Genomic DNA, 23,195 nt, shown 5'->3' with positions numbered 1-23,195 from the left:
ACCGAACGGAGCACATCATGTCTACAGTTTCGACCTTCCTCTGGTTCGACACCGAAGCCGAAGAAGCAGCGAACCGCTACACCTCGCTGGTCAAGAATTCCGCGGTCACCAACGTCGCTCGCGGACCGGGCGGAGCGGCCTTTATCGTCTCGTTCGAACTCGACGGTCAGCAGTTCGTCGCGCTCAACGGCGGTCCGACGCATTCGTTTTCCGAAGCCACGTCCATTTTCGTCAGCGTGGAAACGCAAAGCGAGGTCGACGAATTGTGGAATGCACTCACCGACGGCGGCGAGGAAGGTCCGTGCGGTTGGTGCAAGGACCGCTACGGACTGTCATGGCAGGTCATTCCCACGGCATTGCAAACGCTGATGGGTGACCCGAACCCGGCGAAGGCGGGTGCCGTCGCGGCTGCGATGCAGACCATGCGCAAGATCGATATCCAAGGTCTGCAGGACGCATACGACCGCGCCTGACCAGAACCGTGCGCGAGTTTCACCCCTGGCGGGGTAAGACTCGCGCACGGTTGTCGGTCAGCGGCCCGGCAGGTATTTCACGACGTCGAGCAGCGGGGTGAGCATCTTCTGCCACGTCTCGTCGGAGAATCCGGGCGGCGTGCCCAGGTTGACGACGCGTGACGTCGCAACCGTCTGCGGCTCGGTGTACTTCAAGATGCCGTCGGGTCCGTGCCTGCGGCCGAGTCCGGACTCCTTCATGCCACCCATCGGTGCGGCGACGCTGCCCATCGACGGACCGTAGCCCTCGTTGACGTTGACGCTGCCCGCGCGAAGGCGTGCTGCGATCGCTTCACCCTCGGCATCGTTGGCGGCCCAGACGCTGGCGTTCAGCCCGTACTTCGTGTCGTTGGCCTTGGCGATCGCTTCTTCGACGTCGGCGACGCGGTAGATCGAGACCACCGGACCGAAGGTTTCGTTGCGGCAGCACTCCATTTCCTCGGTCACGTCGGTGAGGATCGTCGGCTCGTAGAACCGCGGACCGACGTCGGGACGCGCATTTCCGCCCGCGATGACGGTCGCGCCCTTTGCTCTTGCGTCGTCGACGTGGCCCGAGACGGTCTTGACCTGATCCTCGGAGATCAGGCTGCTCATCTTGTGCACGTAGTCGTACGACGTGCCCATCGAGAAATTGTTTGTCGCGTCCGCGAACTTCCGAATGAATTCATCCGCGATTTCGTCTTCGACGTAAATACGTTCGATCGACACACATAGTTGGCCGGCGTTGCTGAAACACGCACGGGTCGCTGCCTCGGCGACGGTGTCGAGATTCGCGCCTTTGGTGACGATCATCGGGTTCTTGCCGCCGAGCTCGGCGGAGATGCCGATCAGCCGCGCGGCGCATTGCTCGGCGAGCGCCAGACCGGTGGCCGTCGAGCCCGTGAACATGAGGTAGTCGCATTGGGCAACGATCGCTGCGCCGACAACCGAACCCGGACCAGGCACAATCGCCATCAGATCGCGCGGCAGGCCCGCCTCGTACAGCAATTCGACGTTCGCTAGGACGCAGTACGGCGTCTGGCTGTCCGGCTTCACGACGACCGCGTTACCCGCGATCAGCGCCGGAATCGCATCCGAAATCGACAGCGCCATCGGGTAATTCCAGGGCGCGATCAAGCCGACGACACCCTTCGGCTGGCGCCGGATGACCGTCTTCGTCAGCCCTGGCAACAGGCCTTGCACTTGCTTGGGCTCGAGGAATTCCACCGCATTCTGCGCGTAATAGCGCGAATTCAGCAGCATGCTCACGATTTCTTCTTGCGCATTGGCCCGGACCTTGCCGGTCTCCGCCTGCGCCACGTCCATGATGAATTCACGATTCTTCATCAGCAGGTCGCGGAACTTGGCAAAGATTGCGGCCCGCTCCTTGATCGGGCGCTGCGCCCACTCGACCTGAGCCTTGCGTGCCTTCGCGAATGCAGCATCGACGTCCGCGGCGGTGCCGATCGGGATCGTCGTCAGTTCCTTCCCGGTGAACACCTCCTCGATCACCTTCGACTGACGCGCATCGATGTCGTCTATTGCGACAAGCGACCGCAATCGGTCGAAAGTCGCAGCGGATGGAGCTGGCATTGTGCACCTCTGCTCTGAGGGAATCCGGATGTTCAGTATCGAGATTAGCCCGGGTGTGGTCCGGGCCACATACCGATCCGATTTCTGGGATCGGTAGGGACCAGTGGCGTGCGACGCTGTTCGGTGTGCCAGCCGACAATCGCCGAGCGAGAGACATCGACCGTTCGCTCACCTGCACAAACCTCGACTACGCGTATGCCGAGGGCCAGCTCGACCATTCCGAGCACACGGCTCGGGTCGCGAAGGCAATGGCTGCGAAGACGCTCGGCGAACTGGCGTCGCTCACCGACGATCTGCAACTGCAGCCGCAACCACGCGTCGACCTGCGCAAACCGCGACCACCGGTTGCCTTCGTAGACCGGATTCGCCGCGTCGACCGAAAATCCTGGGTGATCATCGCCGCCATCGTTGCGGCAATCGTGGCAGTGATCGCGACTGTTCTGGTCGTGCAGGAGGCGCTGGATTCGCCCGACCTGTTCACCGTCGACGGCTTCGACACCATGATGAGCGACGCCCGGGAACATTTCGGCGACACTCGGTTCGATTCGGCGAACATCTTTCAGGACTACGCAGTGCTCACCCGGTCGAAGGAAGGCTCGCCGGACCGATCGGTGTCCTACACGTACCGACACCGGGACTTCGACGAGTGGACCAAGGGCACGCGTGCAACCGAGCACACGATCGTCGATCTGGCCGACGTCAACGTCGCCGCGGTGCTGGCGCTACTGGACAGCGCGCCGAAGACGCTCCACGTCGACGATCCCACCAGCCGCAGCATCACGATCGGCAGCGTATTCGGCGACTACATCCCGATGTTCAACCAGGAAGTGTCGATCTCGTTGTCCAACGAGTTCAACGAACACGGGAAGTTGGACGCGACGCTGGACGGCAAGGTCAAAAGGGTGACGCCGAACGGGTAGCCCTCAGAGGCCGACGAGTTGCGCCGACCGTTCCCACAGGCGTCGCTGGTAGTCCAGATCCTTGGCGGCCGGCATCGCGGGAAGTCGGCCCAGCAGCTTGGTGGTCGAGAAGTGCCTTCCGGAGGTCGTCGCGAACTCCGGTTTCACGACCAGGCGGATTCCCCACTTGGCGCCCTTCTCCGGCGTGTTCGCGATACCGACCGCAGACATCAGCGTGAGTGCGGCGTTCACGCTCAAGCTTTCGCGTGCCAGCGGTGTGTCGATCATCCCCGGGCAAAACGAGTTGGCGGTGACCTTCGTTCCCGCTAGCCGGCGAGCAAGCTCCTGGGTGAACAGGATGTTGACGAGCTTCGATTCCGTGTATCGGAATTCCGCGCCGACCGAACCGTAGTGTGTTGCCTCCGCCAAGCGGTCCAGGTCGACGCGGCCAGCGATTCTGCTCGCGTCGGAGGCCGTCACGACGATTCGCGCGGCTGGTGCGGCTTTCAGTCGGTCCAGCAGCAGGTTCGTCAGCAGGAAAGGGCCGAGGTGATTGGTGGCCATCATGTGGTCGAACCCGTCGACGGTGATCTGTGACCCGGTCGAATGGATCCCTGCATTGTTGACGAGCACGTCGATGTGGTCGTACCGCGCGTTGATCTCGTCGGCTGCTGCGCGAACGGACGCGAGGTCGCCGAGGTCGCCCTGCACCACGTCGATGCCAGACCTGGCACCGGGCTCCGCCTCGAGTTCGGCGCGCACGTCGGCCGCTTTGGCCACATTGCGCGCTACCAGCGTCAATGCAGCTCCGCGTTGTGCGAGTGCTCGCGCGATCTCCTTGCCGATTCCGTTCGTTCCGCCTGTGACGACTATTCGCTCATCGGTGATCGAGCGCTCTGTACCGGCCATCGGCTACCCCTTTTCGATTAGCTGTGACGGTAGTCATACACCGAGCCCCGCAATGATCCGAGTCTCGAAAACCGGAGACGCAGAAACCCACCGGTAACATTTTGCGTTGATATAGGTAAGGGCGCGCTAACCGGCGCATCCGAGACCGGACGAGAGGGGACTGACATGTCGCGTATGCGCGTCGTAGCTTTTTCGGTTGCCAGCGTCACCAGTCTCTGCCTGACCGGCGCCGCAGGCTCCGTCATCCTCGGCAGCCTCTGCGATATGAAGGTCCCAGTGCCGCGTGGACTGGACTTCATCCACGCTCTACCCTCGATCACCGACATCGCCAAGCCGACGGTTGCGACCGTCGCAGCACCCAGGACCGACGTCGGGTTCGCGTCGGTCGTTGAGCCCGCCGCACCCGAGCAGCAGGTGTTCACCGTCTCCGTCGACGTCGCGGGTGCGCCGAACATTCTCAGTGGCGATCTACACGTGCGCAATTACTACGTCGAGGGAACTGTCACGCCGGTCCGGACCAAGGTGGTTGCGATGACCGTGACAACCAACGTGCCTGCCGAGGTTTCCAACAAGTACGTGCCGGAGAAGGTCCTCGATGCCCTCGGCCTGGACCTGACCGGTGGGGTCCAAACCAAGATCCGCACCGACATCGACTTGATGCGGGGCGAGTTCACGATCCACATCGAGGATCCAGCGATCGGCACCCAGGAGTTCGGCATCACGCGGCACATCGCGGCGTAGTCGCCGAAAACTCTCCCGATACATATTTGTCTCTGATACATTTCTGTATCGATGGCAACGACCGAAAAACGGGTTACCAAACGACGTGCCGAGACACGTCAACGACTGCTCGACGCCGCCTCCGAGGCGTTCGCCGAGGAGGGTTTCGGCCGATCGACAGTCGAGAAGGTCTGCGAGCGCGGCGGCTACACCCGCGGAGCGTTCTACTCGAACTTCGCTTCGCTCGACGAGCTCTTCCTCGCGATGTGGACGCAGCGCTCCGGGGAGCTACTCGACGGAATCCGGACCGCTCTGGAAGGTGAGCTGGAGAACGTCCGCGACGTGCACGCCGTCGTCCGTCGCTTGGTCGGCGCAATCCCGATCGACGACGCGTGGTACCGCATCACCGCCGAGTTCACCGCCCATGCATTGCGCACTCCCCCGTTGCGCGACGTGATGGCAGCGCGCGAGAACGCCATCATCGCCACCCTGATTCCCATCATCGAATCGCACCTGAAGAAGGTCGGCCGTACGGTCCCGGACCCTGTCGCGCTCGTTCAAGCACTCATCGCCGTCCACGACGGCACAATCGTTCAATGCTTGATCGAGCCCGACAATCCGGCGGCATTCGAACGCAGAATCAACCTCTTCACTCGCGTCGTCCTCGCCTATTCAACTGAAGGAACGAAATGACTGATCAACCGGACGTCATCGTCGTCGGAGCCGGGCTTGCAGGGCTTGTCGCCACTCACGAGCTCGTCAAGGCTGGTCGGCGAGTCCTCGTCGTCGACCAGGAGAACCGCAACAACCTTGGCGGGCAGGCATTCTGGTCGCTGGGTGGGCTCTTCTTCGTAGATAGTCCGGAGCAGCGCCGACTCGGCATCAAAGATTCCTACGACCTCGCGTTGCAGGACTGGATGGGCTCGGCCGGGTTCGATCGTGAAAGAGAAGACCATTGGGGACGACAGTGGGCACAGGCCTACGTCGAATTCGCAACGACCGAAAAGCGGCAATACCTCCACGATCTCGGCCTGCGGATCACGCCGATCCTCGGTTGGGCGGAGCGCGGCGGCGGCAATGCCGATGGCCATGGCAACTCGGTTCCGCGGTTCCACCTGACCTGGGGCACCGGCCCCGAGGTGGTCCGGGTGTTCCAGGAACCAGTCCTCGAGGGTGAGAAGGCCGGCCTGGTCAGCTTCGCGTTCCGGCATCAGGTCGATGAGTTGATCGTCGAGGGCGACGCCGTGGTCGGCGTGCGCGGTACGGTGTTGGAGCCGACGGACCTCGAACGCGGAAAGGCTTCCTCGCGCAACAAGGTCGGCGAATTCGAACTTCGGGCGAGCGCGGTCATCGTCACCTCTGGCGGCATCGGCCACAACCACGATCTCATCCGAAAGAATTGGCCGACAGAGCGTTACGGCAAATGCCCGGAGACGTTGATCGCCGGAGTTCCCGCCCATGTCGACGGACGGATGCTGGAGATCACCGAGAATGCGGGCGGCAACATCGTCAACCGTGACCGCATGTGGAACTACACCGAAGGCATCAACAACTGGGATCCGATCTGGCCGAATCACGCGATCCGGATCATTCCAGGTCCGTCGTCGATGTGGTTCGACGCCACCGGAAAGCGTTTACCCGCACCGAATTTCCCCGGTTTCGATACCAACGGCACGATGAAGGCCATCCTGTCGACCGGTCATGACTACTCATGGTTCGTGCTCACGCAGACGATCATCGAGAAGGAGTTCGCGCTCTCGGGTTCGGAGCAGAATCCGGACATCACGTCGAAGGACCTCAAGTTCACCCTCAAGAGCCGGCTGGCGAAGGGTGCACCGGGGCCGGTCGAGAAGTTCAAGGAGCACGGCGTCGATTTCGTCGTCGCCGACAATCTGCGCGATCTGGTCGACGGTATGAACAAGATCGGCCGCGGCGGCGCAACCGTCGACTTCGCTGAGTTGGAACGCCAAATCGTCGCCCGCGACCGCGAGGTCGCCAACAAGTTCTCCAAAGATCTGCAGCTCATGGCCATCACGAACGCGCGCCAGTACATCGGCGACAAGTTGGCGCGGACCGCGAAACCGCACCGCATCCTCGATCCCGAGCACGGTCCGTTGATCGCGGTCCGGCTGAACATCCTCACGCGAAAGACGTTGGGCGGCTTGGAGACCAACCTAGACTCGCAGGTGATGCGCGCGGATGGAACACCTTTCACCGGGTTGTACGCAGCCGGTGAGGTCGCGGGCTTCGGCGGGGGCGGGGTTCACGGCTACAACGCACTGGAGGGAACATTCCTCGGCGGCTGCATCTTCTCGGGCCGCGCGGCCGGCATCGCACTCGGAAAGTCGCTCGCATGACGCGCACTGCGTTGGTCACCGGCGCGTCGTCCGGCATCGGCAAGGCCGTTGCGGAAGCGCTTGTCGCCAAGGGCTATCGGGTGATCGGCACCAGCCGGAACGCCGAGACCATCGCTGCATCCGCCCGCGTCGATGGCGTCGAGTATCGGTCACTCGACCTCACCGACAAGGCATCCATCGAGGCATTCGAGGTAGGCGATATCGACGTCCTCGTCAACAACGCGGGCGAAAGCCAGAGCGGACCGATCGAAGAACTGCCGACCGACGCGATCGAGCGGTTGTTCCAGCTCAACGTGTTCGGTCCGGTCCGGCTGACGCAACTGGTCCTGCCCGGTATGCGGAAACGCGGCTATGGGCGAATCATCATGGTGGGCTCCATGATCGCGAGCTTCCCGCTTGCCTACCGTTCGTCGTACGCGGCGACGAAGTCGGCCATCAAGGGTTTCGCCGACGCCGCCCGCATGGAGGTATCGCCGTTCGGCGTCTGGATTTCCACGGTCGAGCCAGGCTCGATCAACACCGGAATCAGTCAGCGGCGCACCAAGTACATCGCCGACGACTCCCCCTACCTGGCCGACTTCAACACCATGATCTCCGCGCTCGACAGCAAGGAATCGACCGGCATCTCGGCCGAGGAGGTCGCGGCGTCGATTCTCGAGGCGATCGAAGCCGATCACCCGAAGCCGTTGTACGCCAAGGGAAGCAACGCACCACTGGTATTCCTGTTGCGCAGGCTGGCGCCCGCCGAAATCGTGGAGAAGGTTGTCGTGAAGACGTTCGGGCTGAAGCGATGAGCGCGAGGCAACAGATCGGGACGATCACCTCGATCGGCGGCGTCGACATCCATGTCCGTGAGGACGGTCCGCCTGACGCCAAAGCTGTTGTGCTGATTCATGGGTTTGCGTCGTCCATGCATTGGTACGACCGCGTCACTCTGCTTCTCGCCGAAAAGTTTCACGTGATTCGTGTCGACCTGCTCGGTCACGGACTGAGCACCCGGGACGCCGATCTCGCGCCGCGCTCGCAGGCGCGCGCAATCGCTCCGGTGCTCGACAAATTCGGCATCCGCGACGCCGCTGTTGCAGGCCACTCCTACGGTGCTGACGTCGCACTTGCGCTTGCCGAAGGGTCCGACCTCATCTCTGAGCTCGTCATCATCGGCCAGGCACCCGACTACAGCTACTCCAATCTGCCACCCGTCGACATTGCGCTGAACCTGCCGTTCGTTCCGTCGCTGCTGCACCGACTGACACCGGTAGCCGCCATCGCATTGCTCACGCAGTCCGGATTCGCGCCCGGATACCGCATGGACACGGCCTTCGACATCAGGGACCAGGCGGTGCGCGACCACCTCGCCATGAACCCCACGATGTACAAGACGGTGTTGCCTGACCGCCGCAAGTGGCTGGCTCGCCGACCGTTGGACGAGCAGTTGCGCGACTGCGGACTTCCGACCCTCGTCATCCATGGACGCCAGGATCAGTTGTACGACTGGGCAAAGACCGAGGCTCGCTACGAAGCCGCAGGCGCCCGCGTCGAGGTGATCGATGGTGCAGGCCATTCCCCCAACGTCGAGCGGCCCGCGGCGGTCGCGCGGATCCTGGGTGACTTCCTCTCCTCGGCACACACCCTTTAGACGAAGGCGGCGGCTCGTTCGGCGATCATGACGGCGGTGGCGTGCACGCCGCGGCTGATGGGTCCGGGCACGATCGAGGCGTCGACGATGGTGAGTCCCTGCAGTCCGATGACGGTGCATTGGTCGTCGACGACGGCGTAGGCGTCGTCAGGTGTGCCCATTCGGCAGGTTCCGGTCGTGTGCTGTGAGGTGCCGAGGTGGGCAAGGAGCCAGTCGTCGGTGGACTCGATGTCGAAGTCGCCGACAACCTTTGCGTCGGCGAGGCGGCGGAGCAGTCCGGTGGCGGTGTCGACACCGGAACGCATGGCTGCTCGATCTTCGGCTGTGTCGAGGTAGTTGTAGCGAATCTGGGGTGAGCGCAGTCGAAGCGATCCGCGTGCGCGGGAGTTCATCAACGCGACGCCGAGGTAGCGTTGGCCGCCGAACGACGTTGTGTACGGACGTATTTCGATGTCCCCATCATTGAGGACAGTCTGCAATGCGGGGACGGGCCGCAAAGGGTCGCAACCGTCAACTGGCTGGTACGGCAGTACTACCTCGGGGTGGTCGGCGAATCCGCTTCCGACGCCGGCGAGGGGGTGCCCGACGGGGATGTCGGCTGCGCGGAGGTCTGCGGGCCTGCCGACGCCGGACCTCATCAACAGCAGCGGTGTTTCGATTGCCCCGGCGCACAGGATGATTCGACCGCCGTGGATGCGGTGCTCGCCGTCGGCGCTCGCCACGTCGACCGCGACCGCAACGTCGCCGTCGAACACTGTTCGGCGCACCGTGGTGTCGCCGACAACGGTGAGGTTCGGCCGTTGGATCGCGGGCATCAGGTACGCGAGCGCGGTACTGACGCGGGTGCGTCCGTCGATGTTGAGTGGGACCGGTCCGACCCCTTCGGCGGTCGGTGCGTTCTTGTCCGGATCGTCGGCGAAACCGGCGTGCAGGCAGGCGTGGGTGAATGCGGTGCTGATCGGGGCGAGGTCGGTACCGCCGTCGCGGCGGACCGGCATCGGGCCTGCGTCGCCGTGGAAGTCGCCACCGAAATCGTGGTCGTGCTCGAGGGCTCGAAAGTACGGCAGGACAGTAGGATACGACCACCGATCGGCCGGCCAAGCGGCGAAATCGTGGGGGCGGGCGCGGACGAAGGCGCAGCCGTTGACAGCGCTGGAACCGCCGAGGACGCGACCCCGGACCGCGTGTCCTGCGCGGGTGTCGGTGAGGTGGACCGGGTAGTGCCGCACCCATTCGCTGCGCGGTCCGATCGGGAGCGCTGTCGCATCGGTCAGCTCCGGCGGACACAGGTCCCGGCTCGCATAGGTCGGTCCCGATTCGACCAGCACCACCGAGCGCCCTGGGTGCTCGCTCAACCGTGCGGCCAGGATGCAGCCGCAGGTACCGGCGCCGACGATCACGACGTCCGCGGCCGTCGGCAGGCTGCTCATCGCCTCAGGTTCGGCGTCAACGCCGCGACGCTGCGCGCGCGTGCAGCACCGCGCCACAGACCGGTGCCGTAGGCGAGGTCGTCGAGTCGTTTGAACCAGACGTAGCGGACGGGGTCCAGACCGCCGACCTGCCTGTGCGTGCACCAGTCTGCGACTCCTTCGGCGACCGCGGTCGCGATGACCACGCGGCGGAATCGGCGGGAGCAGGCCATCGCAACGGCGGTGACGGGCCAGTAGTCGCGGCAGGCCGCTGACGCTACCTGCCCTACCGCGGCCGCGAATCCGCGCACCGCGAACTGTGCAGCGACGCTGGTCGGCTGGTCCAGGCCGGTAAAGACCTTGCGCAGCCGCACTGTCGCGACCGCCATCGAGACCACTGCGCCCGCAAAACCGACTCGGGTCAGAGTGGCTGCCCCTCCCACAGCTGCCGCAGTCCAGACCGGCATGGCCACCGGTGCCACAGCATCGGTGTGCCGCTCGGCGAGCAGGGCGGCGCCGGTTCCGTAGAACAGTCTGCGGCTGAACCACTTTCCGATCGTGATCCGGTGGTCGTGGGCGACCTGGGCTGTGGGTTCGTAGCGCAGGCTCCACCCCGCCCGTTCCAGCCGCCAGCACAGGTCGACGTCTTCGGCGACCGTCATGGTCTCGTCGAAGCCGCCTTCGTCTGCAATCACCCGGCGGCGCACCAGCATTGCCGCGCTCGGGACATAGGAGACGATGCTGCCTGCGCGGACGCGGGATTCTCGCCGACCGAGGTCGAGGGAGGAGCGGCTGTGTTCGTAGCGCGCCAACGCGGTCGAATCGGGGTCGAACGCGACGATCCGTGGTGCGACCAGCGCGACCGTCGGGTCGTCGAAGTGGCCGAGCATTCCACGCAGCCAGCCCTCGCGTGGGATGACGTCGGAGTCGAGGAAGGCGACGAATTCCGTCGTCGCGGAACGTAGCCCGGTATTGCGAGCAGCAGCCGGACCGCGCGAGGTGCCGTGACGAAGCACACTGACCTCGCGGCGCGGGCTGTGCACCGGCACCGTGGAACCGTCGTCGACGACGATCACTCTGTAGCCGCGGACCGCGTCGAGCAGGCGGGTGAGGCCCGCCGGGTTGTTGCGGACCGGGATGATGATCGTGACGTCCGCGGTCGAGGGTCGTGCCGTGGGGCGTGGTTGTGCCACTCCGGAATCGAGGAGCCGACGCGCGACCGCCGCGGATGCGGGATCGGTGACCTCGAGGTGGCCGTCGACGAGCATCGCAGCAGCGGCCGGCGCGAGGGTGAGCATCGTGGTCGGCGATCCGCCGATCAACACCCGCCCACCCGAATACGCGCGACTGCTCGGATCGCATTGCACGGCGAAGCCGTCGGGAAGGCGAACTGCATTGGTCATCGCAACATGCCCCGACTGTCGGGCTGCCAGCGAGCAAGCGCGTCACTGCAGTGAGTCACCAACTGCTCGAAGAGGTCTGCACCTTCGGTCGTCGTCGCTGCGGTCGGGTCGCCCAATACGCCGTTCGCCGACACTGCGGCGACCCCGGCCGTTCGAAGTTGTGGCAGCAGGGTCTCGATCGGCTCGGTGTTACCTGGTTCTGCGCGGTCGAACCGGACGCGGTCCGGCGCGAGATGCAACATCAGCGACGTTTCCGTCCGCCCCGCGTGTGCGTCGCTGCCAGCCACCGCGCAGGGTAGCCACGCGACGTCGCGTCCCTCGAACCGCAACTGCAGCACGGCGTTTGCCAACGAATGGGCGTTGCCCCCGTGACCGTTGACGAACACCACACGCGAGGCCCACCCGCATGCGGAGCGGCCGTACTCCACCAGCAACAACTCCAACGCGGCCTGGCCGATCGAGATAGTCCCGGCGAAACCCTCGTGCTCCCCACTCGCCCCGTACGCGATCGCCGGGGTGATCACAGAGTCCGGCAACCGCGCTGCCACGGCTGCCGCAATCGTGGTGTCGGTATCGAGCGGAAGGTGCGGTCCGTGCTGTTCGGTCGAGCCGACCGGAACCGCAAGAGCAGACGGTTCCGGTCGGACGTCGGTCCAGGTGCTATTCGCTAGCCACACCGAGTGCCCTCGCGAACCCGGGCGAGAGGACGAGATCGGCCGGACTCAGGTCGTGAATGGTGCTGTGCCCGAGACCCATCAGAGCGGAGTCGATTCCACCCCGCAGGATGTCGAGGACGTTCTCCACCCCGGCCTGGCCGCCCGCGGCGAGGCCCCACAGGTATGCACGTCCGATCATCACCGCACGCGCACCGAGCGCTACGGCTTTCACCACGTCGCTGCCGCGCCGAATGCCGCCGTCGAGCACGATCTCGATCTCGTCGCCGACCGCCTCGGCGATGGCGGGCAGCACCCGAATCGGTGCCGGTGTGCCGTCGAGGTTGTTGCCACCATGGTTGGACACCGAAATCGCGGTACACCCGGCATCAACAGCGCGCCTGGCGTCGTCGACCCGGCACACGCCTTTGAGCATGAATGGACCACCCCACTGCTCACGAAGCCACTCCACGTCCTCCCACGTGGGCAACGGGGTCTGCATCCATTCGCCGTAGGCGCCGAAGAACGTCGGCGCTGCGGTGCCCGGTTCGGTGAGGTTGGGCGTGGTCAGGTCGGGAATGCGGCCGGTCTTGGCGAAGTCGTAGAGCCACTGTGGGCGCGTGATCGCTTCGGGAGCGAAACGCATCATGGCTCGCAGGTTCATCTTTTCCGGAATAGCAGGACTCCCCCAGTCGCGACCTTGGCTGAACGACCAGTCGAGGGTGGCGATCAGCCCGACCGCGCCGGCGGCACGAGCCCGGTCGAGCCGCCGAATCATGGTCTCGCGGTCGCCCATCCAGTACGTCTGGAAAAACGTCTGCGGATTCGCGGCGACAACGTCCTCGATCGGCTTGCTCGCAAACGAACTCAGCCCGATCACTGTTCCCCGCGCGGCTGCGGCTCGCGCGACGGCGACCTCGCCATCGGGATTCACCGCCTGCACACCGGTCGGCGAGATGATCACCGGCAGTGAGATCGACTGTCCCATGACGGTTGTCGATTGATCGCGTTTGTCCGACAGGCCTGCGACGTGCGGCGCGAAGCCGATCTCACCGAACGCGGCGAGGTTGTCGTCCAGCGTCACGCCACGTTCGGATCCTGCGAGCAACGCCGAATAGACGCTCTTGGGAAGACGTTTCGAGGCTCGACGCTGCGCCTCGGCGACTGTCTCGAACCATCCTGTCTGGACCATCTCAGGTACTCCTCATGCCGGCTAGTGGGTTTTCGTCGCACGCCCGCGCAGGCGGACGGGTCAACAGTGTCAGCGGAACCGACCGCGAATGATCGGCCGCGGGTTTGGGTATCGATCGCTTCTCTGCGAGGGCCGATTCGCCATAGCCGACAACGCATTCCGGATCTGGACCGTCCATTGGCAGACCGGTGAAGAATTTTGCGGCCATGCATCCGCCACGGCAGGAATCGAAATGCGCACACTTGGTGCACGCGCCGCCGGTCTGCGGCGACCGCAAGTCGTTGAACAGTTCCGACTCGCGCCACACCGTCTCGAATCCACCGTCCCGAACGACGTTGCCTGCCAAGAAGTTCTCGTGGATAGCGAACGGGCAGGCGTACACGTCACCGACCGGATCGATCAGGCACACGATGCGGCCTGCGCCACAGAGATTGAGTCCGGGTAGCGCGTCGCCGAAGGCAGAAAGATGGAAGAACGAGTCGCCGGTCAGTACGCCTTCGCCGTTCGCAACGAGCCAGTTGTACAGGTCCCGTTGCTGAGCTGCTGTGGGGTGCAGGTCATCCCACACATCCGCACCGCGGCCGGACGGGCGCAACCTGGTGATCCGCAACGTCGCGCCGTACTTGTCGGCGAGAGCTTTGAACTCGTCCAACTGCGGGACGTTGTGGCGCGTCACCACGACCGAAATCTTCGCGTTGCGATAGCCCGCCTCGGTGAGGTTCTCCAACGCCCGGACCGCCATGGCGAACGATCCCTTGCCCCGCACAGCGTCGTTGACTTCCGCTGTCGCGCCGTCGAGCGAGATCTGCACATCGACGTAGTCCGACGCTGCCAATCGTGCCGCGCCCTTCTTGTCGATACGAACTCCGTTGGTGGAGAACTTCACTCCGACATGATGGGCGGTCGCATAGTCGACCAGCTCCCAGAAGTCGGAGCGCACCGTCGGTTCGCCGCCGCCGATATTCACGTAGAACACCTGCATCCGCTCGAGTTCGTCGATGACGGCCTTGCACTGCTCGGTACTCAGTTCGTTGGGGTCTCGTTTGCCCGACGACGACAGGCAGTGAATGCACGACAGATTGCAGGCGTAGGTGAGTTCCCAGGTCAGGCAGATGGGAGCGTCGAGGCCTAGCTCGAACTGGTCCACCAACCGGCCGACGGGAAGGGTTGCGGTCATAGTTTTGTCTCCTCGTCACGAACCAACATGTTCGACGCGACCAGTGTCGCCAGCGCTCGCCGATACGGACCCATTGCTGCACTGTCGATTCCGGACGCACGCAGTGCATCGTCGACGTCGGCGTGGTCGGGTAGCGACTGCACCAACGACACCACCGCCGGGTTCTTGAGGAACGACAGCTTGCGGGTGCCGAAGTGGTAGAGCAGCGCGCCGAACGGTTCCGGGCGCAACGCCACCTGAGGGTGTAACCGCCACCGCCCGTCAAGTTCCAGCGGTGACGCGGCAATGGCGGTCATGGTCAGTACACCCCGCACATGCCGTCGATCGACACCTCTTCGATGAGCGTCTCTTCGACTTGCACGTCCGTCGAAACCGCGTCCTGATCTGCCATGGGGCACCTCCATATTCGTGGTGTGTTGTCCCTTGAAACGCTAGTGACATCGCCCACAGAAAGCCCCCGCCATCTGGACGGTTTTTGTCCCCGTCCGGGTGGCTCGGCAATTGCGACCGAACGGGTTGCTGCCCTTCGCCGAACGCCGGACTAGCGTGTGAAAGGTAGCGAAAGGGCTGCCCGCCATGACCATTCGTATCGACACCCTCGGCCCCACCCCGCACGGAATGTGGCGCCAGGGCCATGTTCGGGTGAACAGAGTGGAGCGCCTCGGCAGAGTCGACAGGCTGTGGATTCACCGAAACGGTACGGGCCTGAACGTGACCCACAATCTGGCGCCGGACGAACTGAACGACGACGTCGCCGAACTCATCGCCGACCGGCTCGATGCTTCGTCGTCGGGCGGACAAGCCGACTTCGAGCTCGTATTCACCGGAATTGTTCGCTCGACTGTGCCCGGTCCGTTCGCGAGTTGGCTTCGGTTCTACCGCAATTCGCTCGTGCGACTGGAGGACGGCCGAGCGGCATTCGCTCCGGTCCACCAGCGCGCGCACGCGCTGATTGTGGGGCAATCAGTGGTCGACCTCGGATCGTGCTTCGGCTTCTTCCCGCTCCGACTAGCGGCGGCGGGGCTGGAGGTGGTGGCGACCGACATCAGTGCGTCGACCATGGCCTTGCTCGACGGCGTCGCTCCTGCATTGGGGCGAGCGCTACTGACACTCGCCTGCGACGCGGCAGCGGTACCGCTACCCGATCGCTGTGTCGATACAGTGACCGTTCTGCATCTACTGGAACATCTTTCACCCGTCGATGCACAGTCGGTGGTGACCGAAGCGATGCGTCTCGCGAGGCGTCGCGTCGTGGTCGCCGTGCCGTTCGAAGACACTCCACGTGCCATCTACGGGCACATCCAGCGGTTCGATCTCGATGCGCTTCGCAGGCTGGGCGTTTCGACCGGTTGGCGCTACTCGGTGGACGAATACCACGGCGGCTGGTTGGTTCTCGACCGCTGATCGCAGTCAGATGAGGCCACGTTTGCTGGCCGCGTAGACGGCTTCCGCTCGTCGGCTCACCTCGAGCTTGCGCATGATGTTGCTGACGTGAAACTTGGCCGTCGTCGCGGAGATGAAGAGCTTCTCCCCGATCTTGTTGTTGGACAACCCCGCCGCGAGCAGCCGCAGAACGTCGAGTTCTCGATCGGTGAGATTCCCGCGGTGCGCGCCGTGCCCGCTGATGGACCGCACGACCGCAGCCGCGGTGCGGGAATCGAACGCACTCTCGCCACCAGACACCGCCCGAATGGCACGGACCAGCTCGGTAGTGTCGACGTCTTTGACCACATAACCGCGCGCGCCTGCATGTACGGCACGCACCACCAGATCCTCGTCGAGGAACGTCGTCAGTATCAGCAGCCCCAGCGTCGGATACTTCGCAGACAGCTTGGCGCACAGGGCAAGTCCTTCGTATTCTGACCCGGCCGAGAGCTTGAGATCGAGCATGACGACGTCGGGCGACGCCGCGGCCACCATCGCCTCGGCCTCGTTCTCCGACGATGCTTCACCGACGACGAGCAGATCAGGTTCGCGCTCCAACACCGAGCGCAGGCCTTGACGCAGCATCGCGTGGTCGTCCACGATGGCTAGCCGGATTGTTCCGGTCGCAATGCTCATTGTGCCGCCGCCTCTTTGGTAGGAATCGTTGCAACGATCCGCACGCCGCCCATCCGGGACCGGCGCACCTCGAACGTGCCACTGTGCTCGCGCGCGCGAGCACGCATATTCACAAGCCCGCGGTGATGACCGTCGACGTCGGCAGCTTCTGCCATGCGAAGGACCAAGCGCAGCTTCTCCGGATCGCCGTTGCCGTCGTCGGCGATCGACAGACTGACTGCGTCGGGCCGGTAGGCCAGCCGGATGATCGCGCGAGTTGCGTTGCCGTGCATGGCCGTATTGAACAGTGCCTCACCGGCGATGCGGAGCATCGCGTGCTCTTGTTCGTTCGGCAGTTCGACTGCCTGGCCGTCGACCCGAAGGCTGACTCGCAGATCGTCGGGCATGTGCACCGTGCAGAGTTGTTCCAGCAGTTCGGGCAGGCTCGAGCGGTCGGAGTCGGTGGGATGGTTGAGCGCGTAGATTGCCGAGCGCAGTTGCTCCACTGCGGACCGCGTCAGATCCTTCGCAAGACCGAGGCGTTGTACGAGCTGCGCATCACGAGATTCTGTGCGGCACACCTCGATCTGCATTCCAGCGGAGAGGACGCATTGCGTGACGCTGTCGTGCAGCTCGCGTGCGATTCGGTGGCGCTCGGAGTCGAGGACGTGATGACGTTGTGCCGCGCCGAGTTCACGCTGGGTCGCGAGCAACTCGGCGTTGCGCTGCTCGGCTTGGTGGAGTAGATCCTGCGATTTCTGAAACAGCGCCGAATTCTGCAGCGCGACAGCGGTTTGGCTGGCGAGGATCCGCATCACGGCTTTGTCGGTCGGATCCAACGTCCGGTAGGTCGGCGTCCACGCCGCGAATGCGCCGACGACGCCGCCGTCGAGTTCGATCGGTACGTGGGCGTGGTGCCCCTCCATGACAGGAAGCCGGAATTCGTTCAGCTGTCCTCGGAGAACGTCGTTGAGCCGGTTGAGCACCGCGTCCGGCAACTCAGGCCCGGGAGGTGGTGCGTCGGGCAGTCCCTCGTATGCGAAGACGCGGCCCTCGGAGTCGACGATCACGTGGCGCAGCGTCGTTTCAGGCAGCGCCCCGTCAGCCAGAGCGATCAACACCCATTCGGCGCTCAGGTGCGAGCGCGCGGCTTCGGCGACCGCACGGACCAGCTTCTCCGGACCCTCCACCGTCTGCACGAGAGCATGCGAGATCGTCTCCAGCGCAAGGACCACTCGCTCGAGTCGTTGTGCCGCGCCGCGAAATTCGGAGTAGAACGTGCCTTTGCCGGAGCGCACCCCGGTGAGCCGCTCCAGATCGGATCGCCGCACGCTCATAGCGCGGCCCGGAACAGCGCCTCGATCTGGATTTCTGTCGCCGGTCGGGGGTTGGTGGTCATGCACGCGTCGCGCATTGCCAACGCGGCCAGTCGAGGCAAATCTGTTTCGTGCACTCCGATTTCACTGAGCCGCCGCGGCACCCCGATGTCGGTGGCCAGCTTTTCGACCCGATCTGCCAGCGCTGCAGCGGCTTCGGCTGCCGGCCCGCGGCTCTCGGGTAGCCCGACGCATGCGGCGATGGTAGCGAATGCGCGCGGATCGGCTTCGGCGTTGAACCGGATGACGTGTGGCAGCAGGACGGCGTTGATCACGCCATGCGGCAGGTCGAGCATGCCGCCGACTTGATGGCTCATCGCATGCGCAGCACCGAGAATCGCGTTGGTGAACGCAAGCCCGGCCTCCAAGCTTGCTTGCGCCATCATCGTTCGGGCGTGCATGTCGGTGGGCCGCTCCATCGTCTCCGTCAGATGACGCATGACCATCGCCACCGACCGCAACGCGTGATGGTCGGTGAGCTGGTTGTGGCCGAGCGAGACGAAGGCCTCGATACCGTGGGTGAGCGCATCCAGACCTGTTGCCGCATTGAGCCATTCGGGCATCGTCGTCAACAGCCGCGGATCGATCACCGTAACGTCGGGAACGAGTGCCCGGCTGAGGATCGTGATCTTTGTGCCGCGGACCGTGTCGGTGACAATGCAGAATTGCGACACATCGGCGCCGGTCCCCGACGTCGACGGAACGACAACCAACGGCGGGATCGGATTGGGCGCCTGGTCGATGCCTTCGTAATCGCCGATCGCGCCCCCGTTCGCGGCAAGGATCGCGATGCCTTTCGCTGCGTCGATGACAGACCCGCCGCCAAGCGCAATCAACACATCGCAGCCGCTCGCGAGGTAGAACTGGTGCCCGGCAGCGATCTCGTGGTCTTTCGGATTCGGCGTCAACTCATGCCAGACCCGTGCGGCGATTCCTTGCTCGCGCAGATGCGCTGCGAGTTCGCTGACCCAGCCTGCTTCGATCAGTCCGGGATCAGTGACGAGCAATGGCCGCAGCGCACCCAACCGCGCGGCCGCATGAGCTGCCTCCGCCATCGAGTCGATGCCGAATACGATTTCCGGCGCATGAAATTTCAGCACGCGCGGAGGCTCCGGGGAGTCGCCCGGCTGTGCCCGAGCAAGGTTCAGTGACGCCAACACGTCCGGAATGTCCAAGCGGTCGAGTTGTGCCGCCATTGTCGATCACCGCCATCCGTGGAACTGCCCGCCCTCAACCATAGGTCCGCATCGCCAGTCGCCCAACCTGCACGTGGACGGGCGGGTACCTACCCGATCGGGTAGGTACGCGGTCAGGAGAGCGCTCGGGCCAATTCGCCGGCGCGACGGGCGAGCTGGTCAGCGTCGCACGCGACGATCACGTCGTCACACACCTTCGCGTAGCTGGGCATCGCGCAGGTGGCTTGCGTCCAATAGCGCATTGGTTCGGGTGTCACCCAGGCCACGCGGTGCACGCGACGACGCAACGCAGCGAGCTGGTCGGGCTTGGCGGGCAAGCCACCGGAACGGCCGTCGCCGACGATCAGAACGGCGGTGCGCGAGTCGAGCGCCGCGGCGTGCGCGGTCAGCATCTCGTCGAATACCTGCCCGTAGTCGCTGCTCGCCTCCAGGTCGAGGTGCACGTCGCCCAGCACAGCGGCCAGGGCGTCGTCGCCGCCTGCACGCTGCAGGACCTCGGTGACATCGACGGGACGGTCGACGAACGCGATGACCGTGCACCGCTCTGCCCGGCGGTGCATGGCTTGGGCGAGGCGAAGCGTGAACGCTGTGATCGGACGGACCGACAGCGACACGTCGGCGAGTACGAGCAGCCGCACTCGATCCGGCACCGGCGTGCGCGTGATGAGATGGAACGGTATTCCGTCGGTGCGCAGGCTCGACCGGGTCGTGCGGCGCATGTCGAGCACACCGCGTCCGCGCTCACGTGGTCGCAGTCGGGGTGCACCGCGCATCCGACGCAGCACTTCGTGGCAGGCAAGGTCGACGTCGGGTGCGGTGTTTCGCTCCTGCAGCGGGTCCGTCAGATCGCCCTCGGCGAGCAGTCCGACCCGGTCGGCGAGCGCCGCGACGAACGTCTCGACCGCCTGGGTGAGCTCGGCGATCTGCTCGAGGGTGAGCTGCTGCGAGTCGGCACCATCGAGATAGGCAGCGGTCGGGTCGTACGCGTCGAGCCAGGCCAGAATCGATTCCGGGTCGTCCCAGTGCAATGTCCCTGCGACGACGGGGCCGACCGAGTCCGCGAGGTCGCCGACAGTCGTCGAGCCGGCGCGTTCGACGTCGAGGGTGTAGCGCATACCGCGACGGCCGGCATCGGATTCGGCTGACACCGACAGTTGCGCGTCCGTACCCGAGACGCTGATGTCGTCGTCGTCCTTGTGCGGATTGAACCCTTTGTCGGCATCCGGAGTGTCGAAGTGTTCGCCCACTTCGGCTGCGCGCTCGTTGTATTCGGCGTAGCTGCCGATTTCTTGGTCCTCCGACAGTTCGAGATCGTCGGGCAAACCCTGGCCCGAATGTGCACGGCTGTCGGTGTTTTCGTGCTTCTTCGGCGGCAAGGCGGTATCGAGAAACAGTGCGTCGAAGGCCTTGTCGAAACCGCGCTGCTCGCGCGCGTACTTCGCGCATGTCGCACGAAGCGCGGCTCGCAAGGCTTCGCGGTCACGCGCACCGAGGAGTCCCAAAACCCTTCGCACCTCGATGATCTCGGCAGGCGACGCAGCGACGCCCGCGAGTCGAAGCAGGCGTCCGAATGCCGCGGCGACGGTGTCGAGCACCCCGCTCGTGATCATTTCCGGTCCCGGCCGCCGCGCCCTCGGAACACCGTCGTCGTGGTGTTCGCCGGCCGTGCGGCAACAGTCACTCGCTCAGGCTCTGTGGGTGGTTCGAGAATCCGTCCCATCGCGAGATCACGGTCGCTGGAGTACTTCAGCAGCGCGCTGTACAACACGTGTCTTTCGACATCGCCGTTGCGCCCCAACAGCATTGCTGCCCGCGATGCGTCGACCACCTCGGAGATCGATGGACTCTTCCGAAGCGGGAGCTCCCGCAGGCTGCGCGCCAACTCGACGACGTCTGCGACGACCGACGGCTCCACCTCCGGAGCGCGCACGGCAACGATTTCGCGTTCGCGCTCCGGTGTCGGGAAGTCCAGATGAAAGTGGAGGCAACGACGTTTCAGCGCGGCCGACAGTTCCCGGGTGTCGTTCGACGTGAGGATCACCCATGGCGTCGAGCGCGCAGTGAAGGTGCCGATCTCCGGAATCGTGACCTGCTTCTCGCCGAGCACCTCGAGCAGCAGTGCCTCCATCGACTCCTCCGTGCGATCGACCTCGTCGACCAGTAGCACTACGGGTTCGTCGCTGAGAACTGATTCGAGCAACGGTCGGACCGAGAGAAACGCCTCGGAGTAGAGCCCGAAATCGCGCCCGGCGAGGTAGCGCGACGCCTCGTCGATGTCGTCGATATGAGCGGTCGACGCCGTGATCCTGTCACGCAGCATCTGCACGTGCAGTAGCTGTTTCGCGTAATCCCATTCATAGAGAGCACGACTGTCGTCGAGGCCCTCGTAGCACTGCAGACGGACCAGCCGCCGGCCCGCGGCGAGCGCGAGCGACTTCGCGAGTTCAGTCTTTCCCACACCGGCCGGCCCCTCCAACAGCAGTGGACGGTCCAGTGCGGTGGCCAGATGGACCACGGTGGCCAGGTCGTCGTCAGCGATGTAGTTGTGCTCGCGCAGCGCGTCGGACAACTCCTTGGCGTGGCTGAACTCGGGCTGGATGCGAGCGACTGTGGCGGTCATCGGGTCCTCGATTCTGGAACGCATGAACGGACCGTTCAGGCCGTGAACGGTCCGTTCCTGCGACTGGGGGGTGGGTCAGTACGACTTGTTGATGGCGTGGTCGACGACGGGGATCATCGAATCGACGGTCACCTCACGGGGATTGCCCGGTGTGCACCAGTCGCCCTGAATGTGCTCGGAGATCGCGAGGACGGTCTTGTCGTCGCCCTTGATCACCTGGCCCCTACCTGCGTACTTCTTGGTGTTCATCTGGTTCTTGTCGTAGGTGTCGGTGCGGACCTGACCGAAGTTGTCAGGAATGCCGACGTCCTTGGCCAATCGGATCGCAGCCTCCACCGCAGCGTCGGCGGCCTGCACCGTGGTCATGTTGCGGGTGTCCACACCCATTGCAGACGCGATTTTCGCGTAGTGCTCGTAGCGCGACGGCAGGTTGTATTCCCACACGCGAGGCAGCGCGATTGCGTTGTTCAACCCGTGGTGGCTGTCGAAAAACGCACTGACGGCGTGCGAAATCGAGTGCACGATGCCGAGGCCACCGGAGTTGAACGCCTGAGCCGAAATGTACTGCGCGTTCATCATCCCTTCGCGCGCCTTCAGGTTGTGCGGCTCGAAGGTCGCCTCGCGCAGGTTCTTTGCGACGAGCTCGATCGAGTAGAGCGCGTTGCCCAGTGACGGCGCGAAGTCGAGCCGGGACACGTACGGTTCGCTGCCGTGCGCCAGCACGTCGAAGCCGCAGAAAGCCGTGAAGTGCTGCGGGCACGAGTAATACATCAGCGGGTCATCGATTGCGAGGGTGACGATCGAGGCCTCGTCGAAGGCAACCCACTTGTGCGGGTGGTCCATGTCGGACGTGTCGGTGATGACATAGGCCCAGGACGTCTCGGAACCCGTTCCAGCAGTGGTGGATACGGCGATGTGCGGTGGATTCTGCTTGTTGGTGGACTTTGCGAAGCCCTCGAACTCGTTGATATTGCGGCCGTCGTGTGCGATGACCACCCGGGCGCCCTTTGCCGCGTCGTGGCTCGAGCCGCCACCGATGGAGATGATGCTGTCGCATTTCTCCTTCTGATACAGCGCGGCGGCCTCCATGACGTTGTAGTCCTTGGGGTTGGACTCGACCTTGTCGTAGAGGACGACCTCGACGCCCTGGTGCTCGATCTTTCCGGTCAGTTCCTCGATGATGCCGGAACCACGTAGGCCGGTCGTCACCAGTAGCGAGCGCTTGAAGCCGAGGTTCTTCGCTTCGACGCCGATGATGTCGTGCGCGCCGACGCCGATAAGTGCCCGCGGAAATGGATGAAATTCCTTGATCGGGAAGTCCCAGATCTGGTTCAGCTCAATGGCCATTGGTGCGCTCCTAGAGTGGCTTGTGTCGTCTCGATGACCAACTCACCGTCGCAGGAGTGTGGCGGCCACCACAACGTCATCGGCGTCAAACCCTCTGGGCGTCAGCAAAAACCGTCCGAATGGCTAGGTCGCAACGACTGACCGTTGCGACGGGCCCTCCCCCGCCGCTCGAACTGC

The 23,195-nt window shown here is 64.4% G+C and carries 23 protein-coding genes; 8 read left to right on the top strand and 15 right to left on the bottom strand.

Annotation, left to right across the window (positions count from 1 at the left end):
- The first annotated feature begins 17 nt into the window (after window positions 1-17).
- Window positions 18-473 (top strand): VOC family protein, encoded by a 456-nt coding sequence (locus tag FGL95_RS27820; protein WP_169593474.1) that lies wholly within the window; start codon window positions 18-20, stop codon window positions 471-473.
- A gap of 57 nt (window positions 474-530) precedes the next feature.
- On the opposite strand, the gene FGL95_RS27815 is transcribed toward FGL95_RS27820, so the two are convergent.
- Window positions 531-2,108: a succinic semialdehyde dehydrogenase gene (locus FGL95_RS27815; protein ID WP_338080061.1), complete on the bottom strand. Its 1,578-nt coding sequence runs from the start codon at window positions 2,106-2,108 to the stop codon at window positions 531-533.
- A 101-nt stretch (window positions 2,109-2,209) separates the two neighbouring features.
- Here FGL95_RS27815 and FGL95_RS27810 point away from each other — a divergent pair, with 101 nt between their 5' ends.
- Window positions 2,210-3,004, top strand: coding sequence for a DUF1707 domain-containing protein (locus FGL95_RS27810; protein ID WP_169593470.1), 795 nt, complete (start codon window positions 2,210-2,212; stop codon window positions 3,002-3,004).
- Between the two features lie 3 nt (window positions 3,005-3,007).
- Here FGL95_RS27810 and FGL95_RS27805 read toward each other — a convergent pair whose 3' ends face one another.
- Entirely contained in the window at window positions 3,008-3,892 is an 885-nt protein-coding gene (locus FGL95_RS27805; RefSeq protein WP_169593469.1) for an SDR family NAD(P)-dependent oxidoreductase, read from the bottom strand.
- 165 nt (window positions 3,893-4,057) lie between these two features.
- On the opposite strand from FGL95_RS27805, the gene FGL95_RS27800 reads away from it, so the two are divergent.
- The 5 genes from FGL95_RS27800 to FGL95_RS27780 are packed head-to-tail and all read left to right on the top strand — an operon-like array spanning window position 4,058 to window position 8,605.
- Complete coding sequence (locus FGL95_RS27800; protein ID WP_169593467.1) at window positions 4,058-4,633, top strand: hypothetical protein; 576 nt, start codon at window positions 4,058-4,060, stop codon at window positions 4,631-4,633.
- Between the two features lie 51 nt (window positions 4,634-4,684).
- Complete coding sequence (locus FGL95_RS27795; RefSeq protein ID WP_169593465.1) at window positions 4,685-5,305, top strand: TetR/AcrR family transcriptional regulator; 621 nt, start codon at window positions 4,685-4,687, stop codon at window positions 5,303-5,305.
- Window positions 5,302-6,969: an FAD-binding dehydrogenase gene (locus tag FGL95_RS27790; RefSeq protein WP_169593464.1), complete on the top strand. Its 1,668-nt coding sequence runs from the start codon at window positions 5,302-5,304 to the stop codon at window positions 6,967-6,969. The genes FGL95_RS27795 and FGL95_RS27790 overlap by 4 nt, the downstream gene beginning before the upstream one ends.
- Window positions 6,966-7,763: an SDR family oxidoreductase gene (locus tag FGL95_RS27785; RefSeq protein WP_169593462.1), complete on the top strand. Its 798-nt coding sequence runs from the start codon at window positions 6,966-6,968 to the stop codon at window positions 7,761-7,763. Before FGL95_RS27790 ends, FGL95_RS27785 begins: the two co-directional genes overlap by 4 nt.
- Window positions 7,760-8,605: an alpha/beta fold hydrolase gene (locus FGL95_RS27780; protein WP_169593460.1), complete on the top strand. Its 846-nt coding sequence runs from the start codon at window positions 7,760-7,762 to the stop codon at window positions 8,603-8,605. Before FGL95_RS27785 ends, FGL95_RS27780 begins: the two co-directional genes overlap by 4 nt.
- Here FGL95_RS27780 and mftG read toward each other — a convergent pair.
- The 7 genes from mftG to mftA are packed head-to-tail and all read right to left on the bottom strand — an operon-like array spanning window position 8,602 to window position 14,830.
- On the bottom strand, window positions 8,602-10,035 hold the full coding sequence (mftG, locus tag FGL95_RS27775; protein WP_169593459.1) for a mycofactocin dehydrogenase MftG: 1,434 nt from the start codon (window positions 10,033-10,035) through the stop codon (window positions 8,602-8,604). The two genes, FGL95_RS27780 and mftG, sit on opposite strands and share 4 nt — an antisense overlap.
- Complete coding sequence (gene mftF / locus FGL95_RS27770; protein ID WP_169593457.1) at window positions 10,032-11,417, bottom strand: mycofactocin biosynthesis glycosyltransferase MftF; 1,386 nt, start codon at window positions 11,415-11,417, stop codon at window positions 10,032-10,034. The genes mftG and mftF overlap by 4 nt, the downstream gene beginning before the upstream one ends.
- Window positions 11,414-12,094 (bottom strand): mycofactocin biosynthesis peptidyl-dipeptidase MftE, encoded by a 681-nt coding sequence (mftE, locus tag FGL95_RS27765; protein WP_169593455.1) that lies wholly within the window; start codon window positions 12,092-12,094, stop codon window positions 11,414-11,416. Before mftE ends, mftF begins: the two co-directional genes overlap by 4 nt.
- On the bottom strand, window positions 12,078-13,262 hold the full coding sequence (gene mftD / locus FGL95_RS27760; RefSeq protein WP_169593453.1) for a pre-mycofactocin synthase MftD: 1,185 nt from the start codon (window positions 13,260-13,262) through the stop codon (window positions 12,078-12,080). The genes mftE and mftD overlap by 17 nt, the downstream gene beginning before the upstream one ends.
- Window position 13,263: 1 nt before the next feature.
- Window positions 13,264-14,439: a mycofactocin radical SAM maturase gene (mftC, locus tag FGL95_RS27755; RefSeq protein ID WP_169593451.1), complete on the bottom strand. Its 1,176-nt coding sequence runs from the start codon at window positions 14,437-14,439 to the stop codon at window positions 13,264-13,266.
- Window positions 14,436-14,735 (bottom strand): mycofactocin biosynthesis chaperone MftB, encoded by a 300-nt coding sequence (gene mftB / locus FGL95_RS27750; RefSeq protein ID WP_169593449.1) that lies wholly within the window; start codon window positions 14,733-14,735, stop codon window positions 14,436-14,438. Before mftB ends, mftC begins: the two co-directional genes overlap by 4 nt.
- Window positions 14,736-14,737: 2 nt before the next feature.
- Window positions 14,738-14,830 (bottom strand): mycofactocin precursor MftA, encoded by a 93-nt coding sequence (gene mftA, locus FGL95_RS27745; RefSeq protein ID WP_169593448.1) that lies wholly within the window; start codon window positions 14,828-14,830, stop codon window positions 14,738-14,740.
- Window positions 14,831-15,015: 185 nt separating this feature from the next.
- Here mftA and mftM point away from each other — a divergent pair, with 185 nt between their 5' ends.
- Window positions 15,016-15,843 (top strand): mycofactocin oligosaccharide methyltransferase MftM, encoded by an 828-nt coding sequence (gene mftM / locus FGL95_RS27740; RefSeq protein ID WP_169593446.1) that lies wholly within the window; start codon window positions 15,016-15,018, stop codon window positions 15,841-15,843.
- A gap of 6 nt (window positions 15,844-15,849) precedes the next feature.
- Here mftM and FGL95_RS27735 read toward each other — a convergent pair whose 3' ends face one another.
- The 6 genes from FGL95_RS27735 to mdo all read right to left on the bottom strand — a co-directional run bounded on the left by FGL95_RS27735 (window position 15,850) and on the right by mdo (window position 23,018).
- The gene (locus FGL95_RS27735; RefSeq protein ID WP_169593444.1) at window positions 15,850-16,500 is read right to left on the bottom strand and encodes a MadR family response regulator transcription factor; all 651 of its coding nucleotides are present in this window, start codon (window positions 16,498-16,500) and stop codon (window positions 15,850-15,852) included.
- Window positions 16,497-17,816 carry a MadS family sensor histidine kinase gene (locus FGL95_RS27730; RefSeq protein WP_169593442.1) on the bottom strand — a complete coding sequence of 440 codons (1,320 nt, stop codon included), beginning with the start codon at window positions 17,814-17,816 and terminating at the stop codon, window positions 16,497-16,499. The genes FGL95_RS27735 and FGL95_RS27730 overlap by 4 nt, the downstream gene beginning before the upstream one ends.
- Window positions 17,813-19,051, bottom strand: a complete 1,239-nt coding sequence (locus FGL95_RS27725) for an iron-containing alcohol dehydrogenase (protein ID WP_169593440.1) — start codon at window positions 19,049-19,051, stop codon at window positions 17,813-17,815. Before FGL95_RS27725 ends, FGL95_RS27730 begins: the two co-directional genes overlap by 4 nt.
- 113 nt (window positions 19,052-19,164) lie before the next feature.
- Window positions 19,165-20,661, bottom strand: a complete 1,497-nt coding sequence (gene madC, locus FGL95_RS27720; protein ID WP_169593438.1) for a MadC family VWA domain-containing protein — start codon at window positions 20,659-20,661, stop codon at window positions 19,165-19,167.
- Complete coding sequence (locus FGL95_RS27715) at window positions 20,658-21,671, bottom strand: MadB family AAA-type ATPase (RefSeq protein WP_169593542.1); 1,014 nt, start codon at window positions 21,669-21,671, stop codon at window positions 20,658-20,660. The genes madC and FGL95_RS27715 overlap by 4 nt, the downstream gene beginning before the upstream one ends.
- Before the next feature lie 75 nt (window positions 21,672-21,746).
- The gene (mdo, locus tag FGL95_RS27710) at window positions 21,747-23,018 is read right to left on the bottom strand and encodes an NDMA-dependent methanol dehydrogenase (RefSeq protein ID WP_169593436.1); all 1,272 of its coding nucleotides are present in this window, start codon (window positions 23,016-23,018) and stop codon (window positions 21,747-21,749) included.
- Between the last annotated feature and the right edge of the window lie 177 nt (window positions 23,019-23,195).

The organism is Antrihabitans stalactiti (assembly GCF_012932915.1).
GTDB classification, from domain to species: domain Bacteria; phylum Actinomycetota; class Actinomycetes; order Mycobacteriales; family Mycobacteriaceae; genus Antrihabitans; species Antrihabitans stalactiti.
Note: the sequence above shows the minus strand (reverse complement) of the source record. Positions and strands in the feature narration are given on the sequence as shown.

Bases quoted from the DNA above. Each gene is read 5' to 3' on its own strand.
- FGL95_RS27820 (WP_169593474.1), top strand. From the start codon at position 18: ATGTCTACAGTTTCGACCTTCCTCTGGTTCGACACCGAAGCCGAAGAA.
- FGL95_RS27805 (WP_169593469.1), bottom strand. From the start codon at position 3,892: ATGGCCGGTACAGAGCGCTCGATCACCGATGAGCGAATAGTCGTCACA.
- FGL95_RS27800 (WP_169593467.1), top strand. From the start codon at position 4,058: ATGTCGCGTATGCGCGTCGTAGCTTTTTCGGTTGCCAGCGTCACCAGT.
- FGL95_RS27795 (WP_169593465.1), top strand. From the start codon at position 4,685: ATGGCAACGACCGAAAAACGGGTTACCAAACGACGTGCCGAGACACGT.
- FGL95_RS27790 (WP_169593464.1), top strand. From the start codon at position 5,302: ATGACTGATCAACCGGACGTCATCGTCGTCGGAGCCGGGCTTGCAGGG.
- FGL95_RS27785 (WP_169593462.1), top strand. From the start codon at position 6,966: ATGACGCGCACTGCGTTGGTCACCGGCGCGTCGTCCGGCATCGGCAAG.
- FGL95_RS27780 (WP_169593460.1), top strand. From the start codon at position 7,760: ATGAGCGCGAGGCAACAGATCGGGACGATCACCTCGATCGGCGGCGTC.
- mftG (WP_169593459.1), bottom strand. From the start codon at position 10,035: ATGAGCAGCCTGCCGACGGCCGCGGACGTCGTGATCGTCGGCGCCGGT.
- mftF (WP_169593457.1), bottom strand. From the start codon at position 11,417: ATGACCAATGCAGTTCGCCTTCCCGACGGCTTCGCCGTGCAATGCGAT.
- mftD (WP_169593453.1), bottom strand. From the start codon at position 13,262: ATGGTCCAGACAGGATGGTTCGAGACAGTCGCCGAGGCGCAGCGTCGA.
- mftC (WP_169593451.1), bottom strand. From the start codon at position 14,439: ATGACCGCAACCCTTCCCGTCGGCCGGTTGGTGGACCAGTTCGAGCTA.
- mftB (WP_169593449.1), bottom strand. From the start codon at position 14,735: ATGACCGCCATTGCCGCGTCACCGCTGGAACTTGACGGGCGGTGGCGG.
- mftA (WP_169593448.1), bottom strand. From the start codon at position 14,830: ATGGCAGATCAGGACGCGGTTTCGACGGACGTGCAAGTCGAAGAGACG.
- mftM (WP_169593446.1), top strand. From the start codon at position 15,016: ATGACCATTCGTATCGACACCCTCGGCCCCACCCCGCACGGAATGTGG.
- FGL95_RS27735 (WP_169593444.1), bottom strand. From the start codon at position 16,500: ATGAGCATTGCGACCGGAACAATCCGGCTAGCCATCGTGGACGACCAC.
- FGL95_RS27730 (WP_169593442.1), bottom strand. From the start codon at position 17,816: ATGAGCGTGCGGCGATCCGATCTGGAGCGGCTCACCGGGGTGCGCTCC.
- FGL95_RS27725 (WP_169593440.1), bottom strand. From the start codon at position 19,051: ATGGCGGCACAACTCGACCGCTTGGACATTCCGGACGTGTTGGCGTCA.
- madC (WP_169593438.1), bottom strand. From the start codon at position 20,661: ATGATCACGAGCGGGGTGCTCGACACCGTCGCCGCGGCATTCGGACGC.
- FGL95_RS27715 (WP_169593542.1), bottom strand. From the start codon at position 21,671: ATGACCGCCACAGTCGCTCGCATCCAGCCCGAGTTCAGCCACGCCAAG.
- mdo (WP_169593436.1), bottom strand. From the start codon at position 23,018: ATGGCCATTGAGCTGAACCAGATCTGGGACTTCCCGATCAAGGAATTT.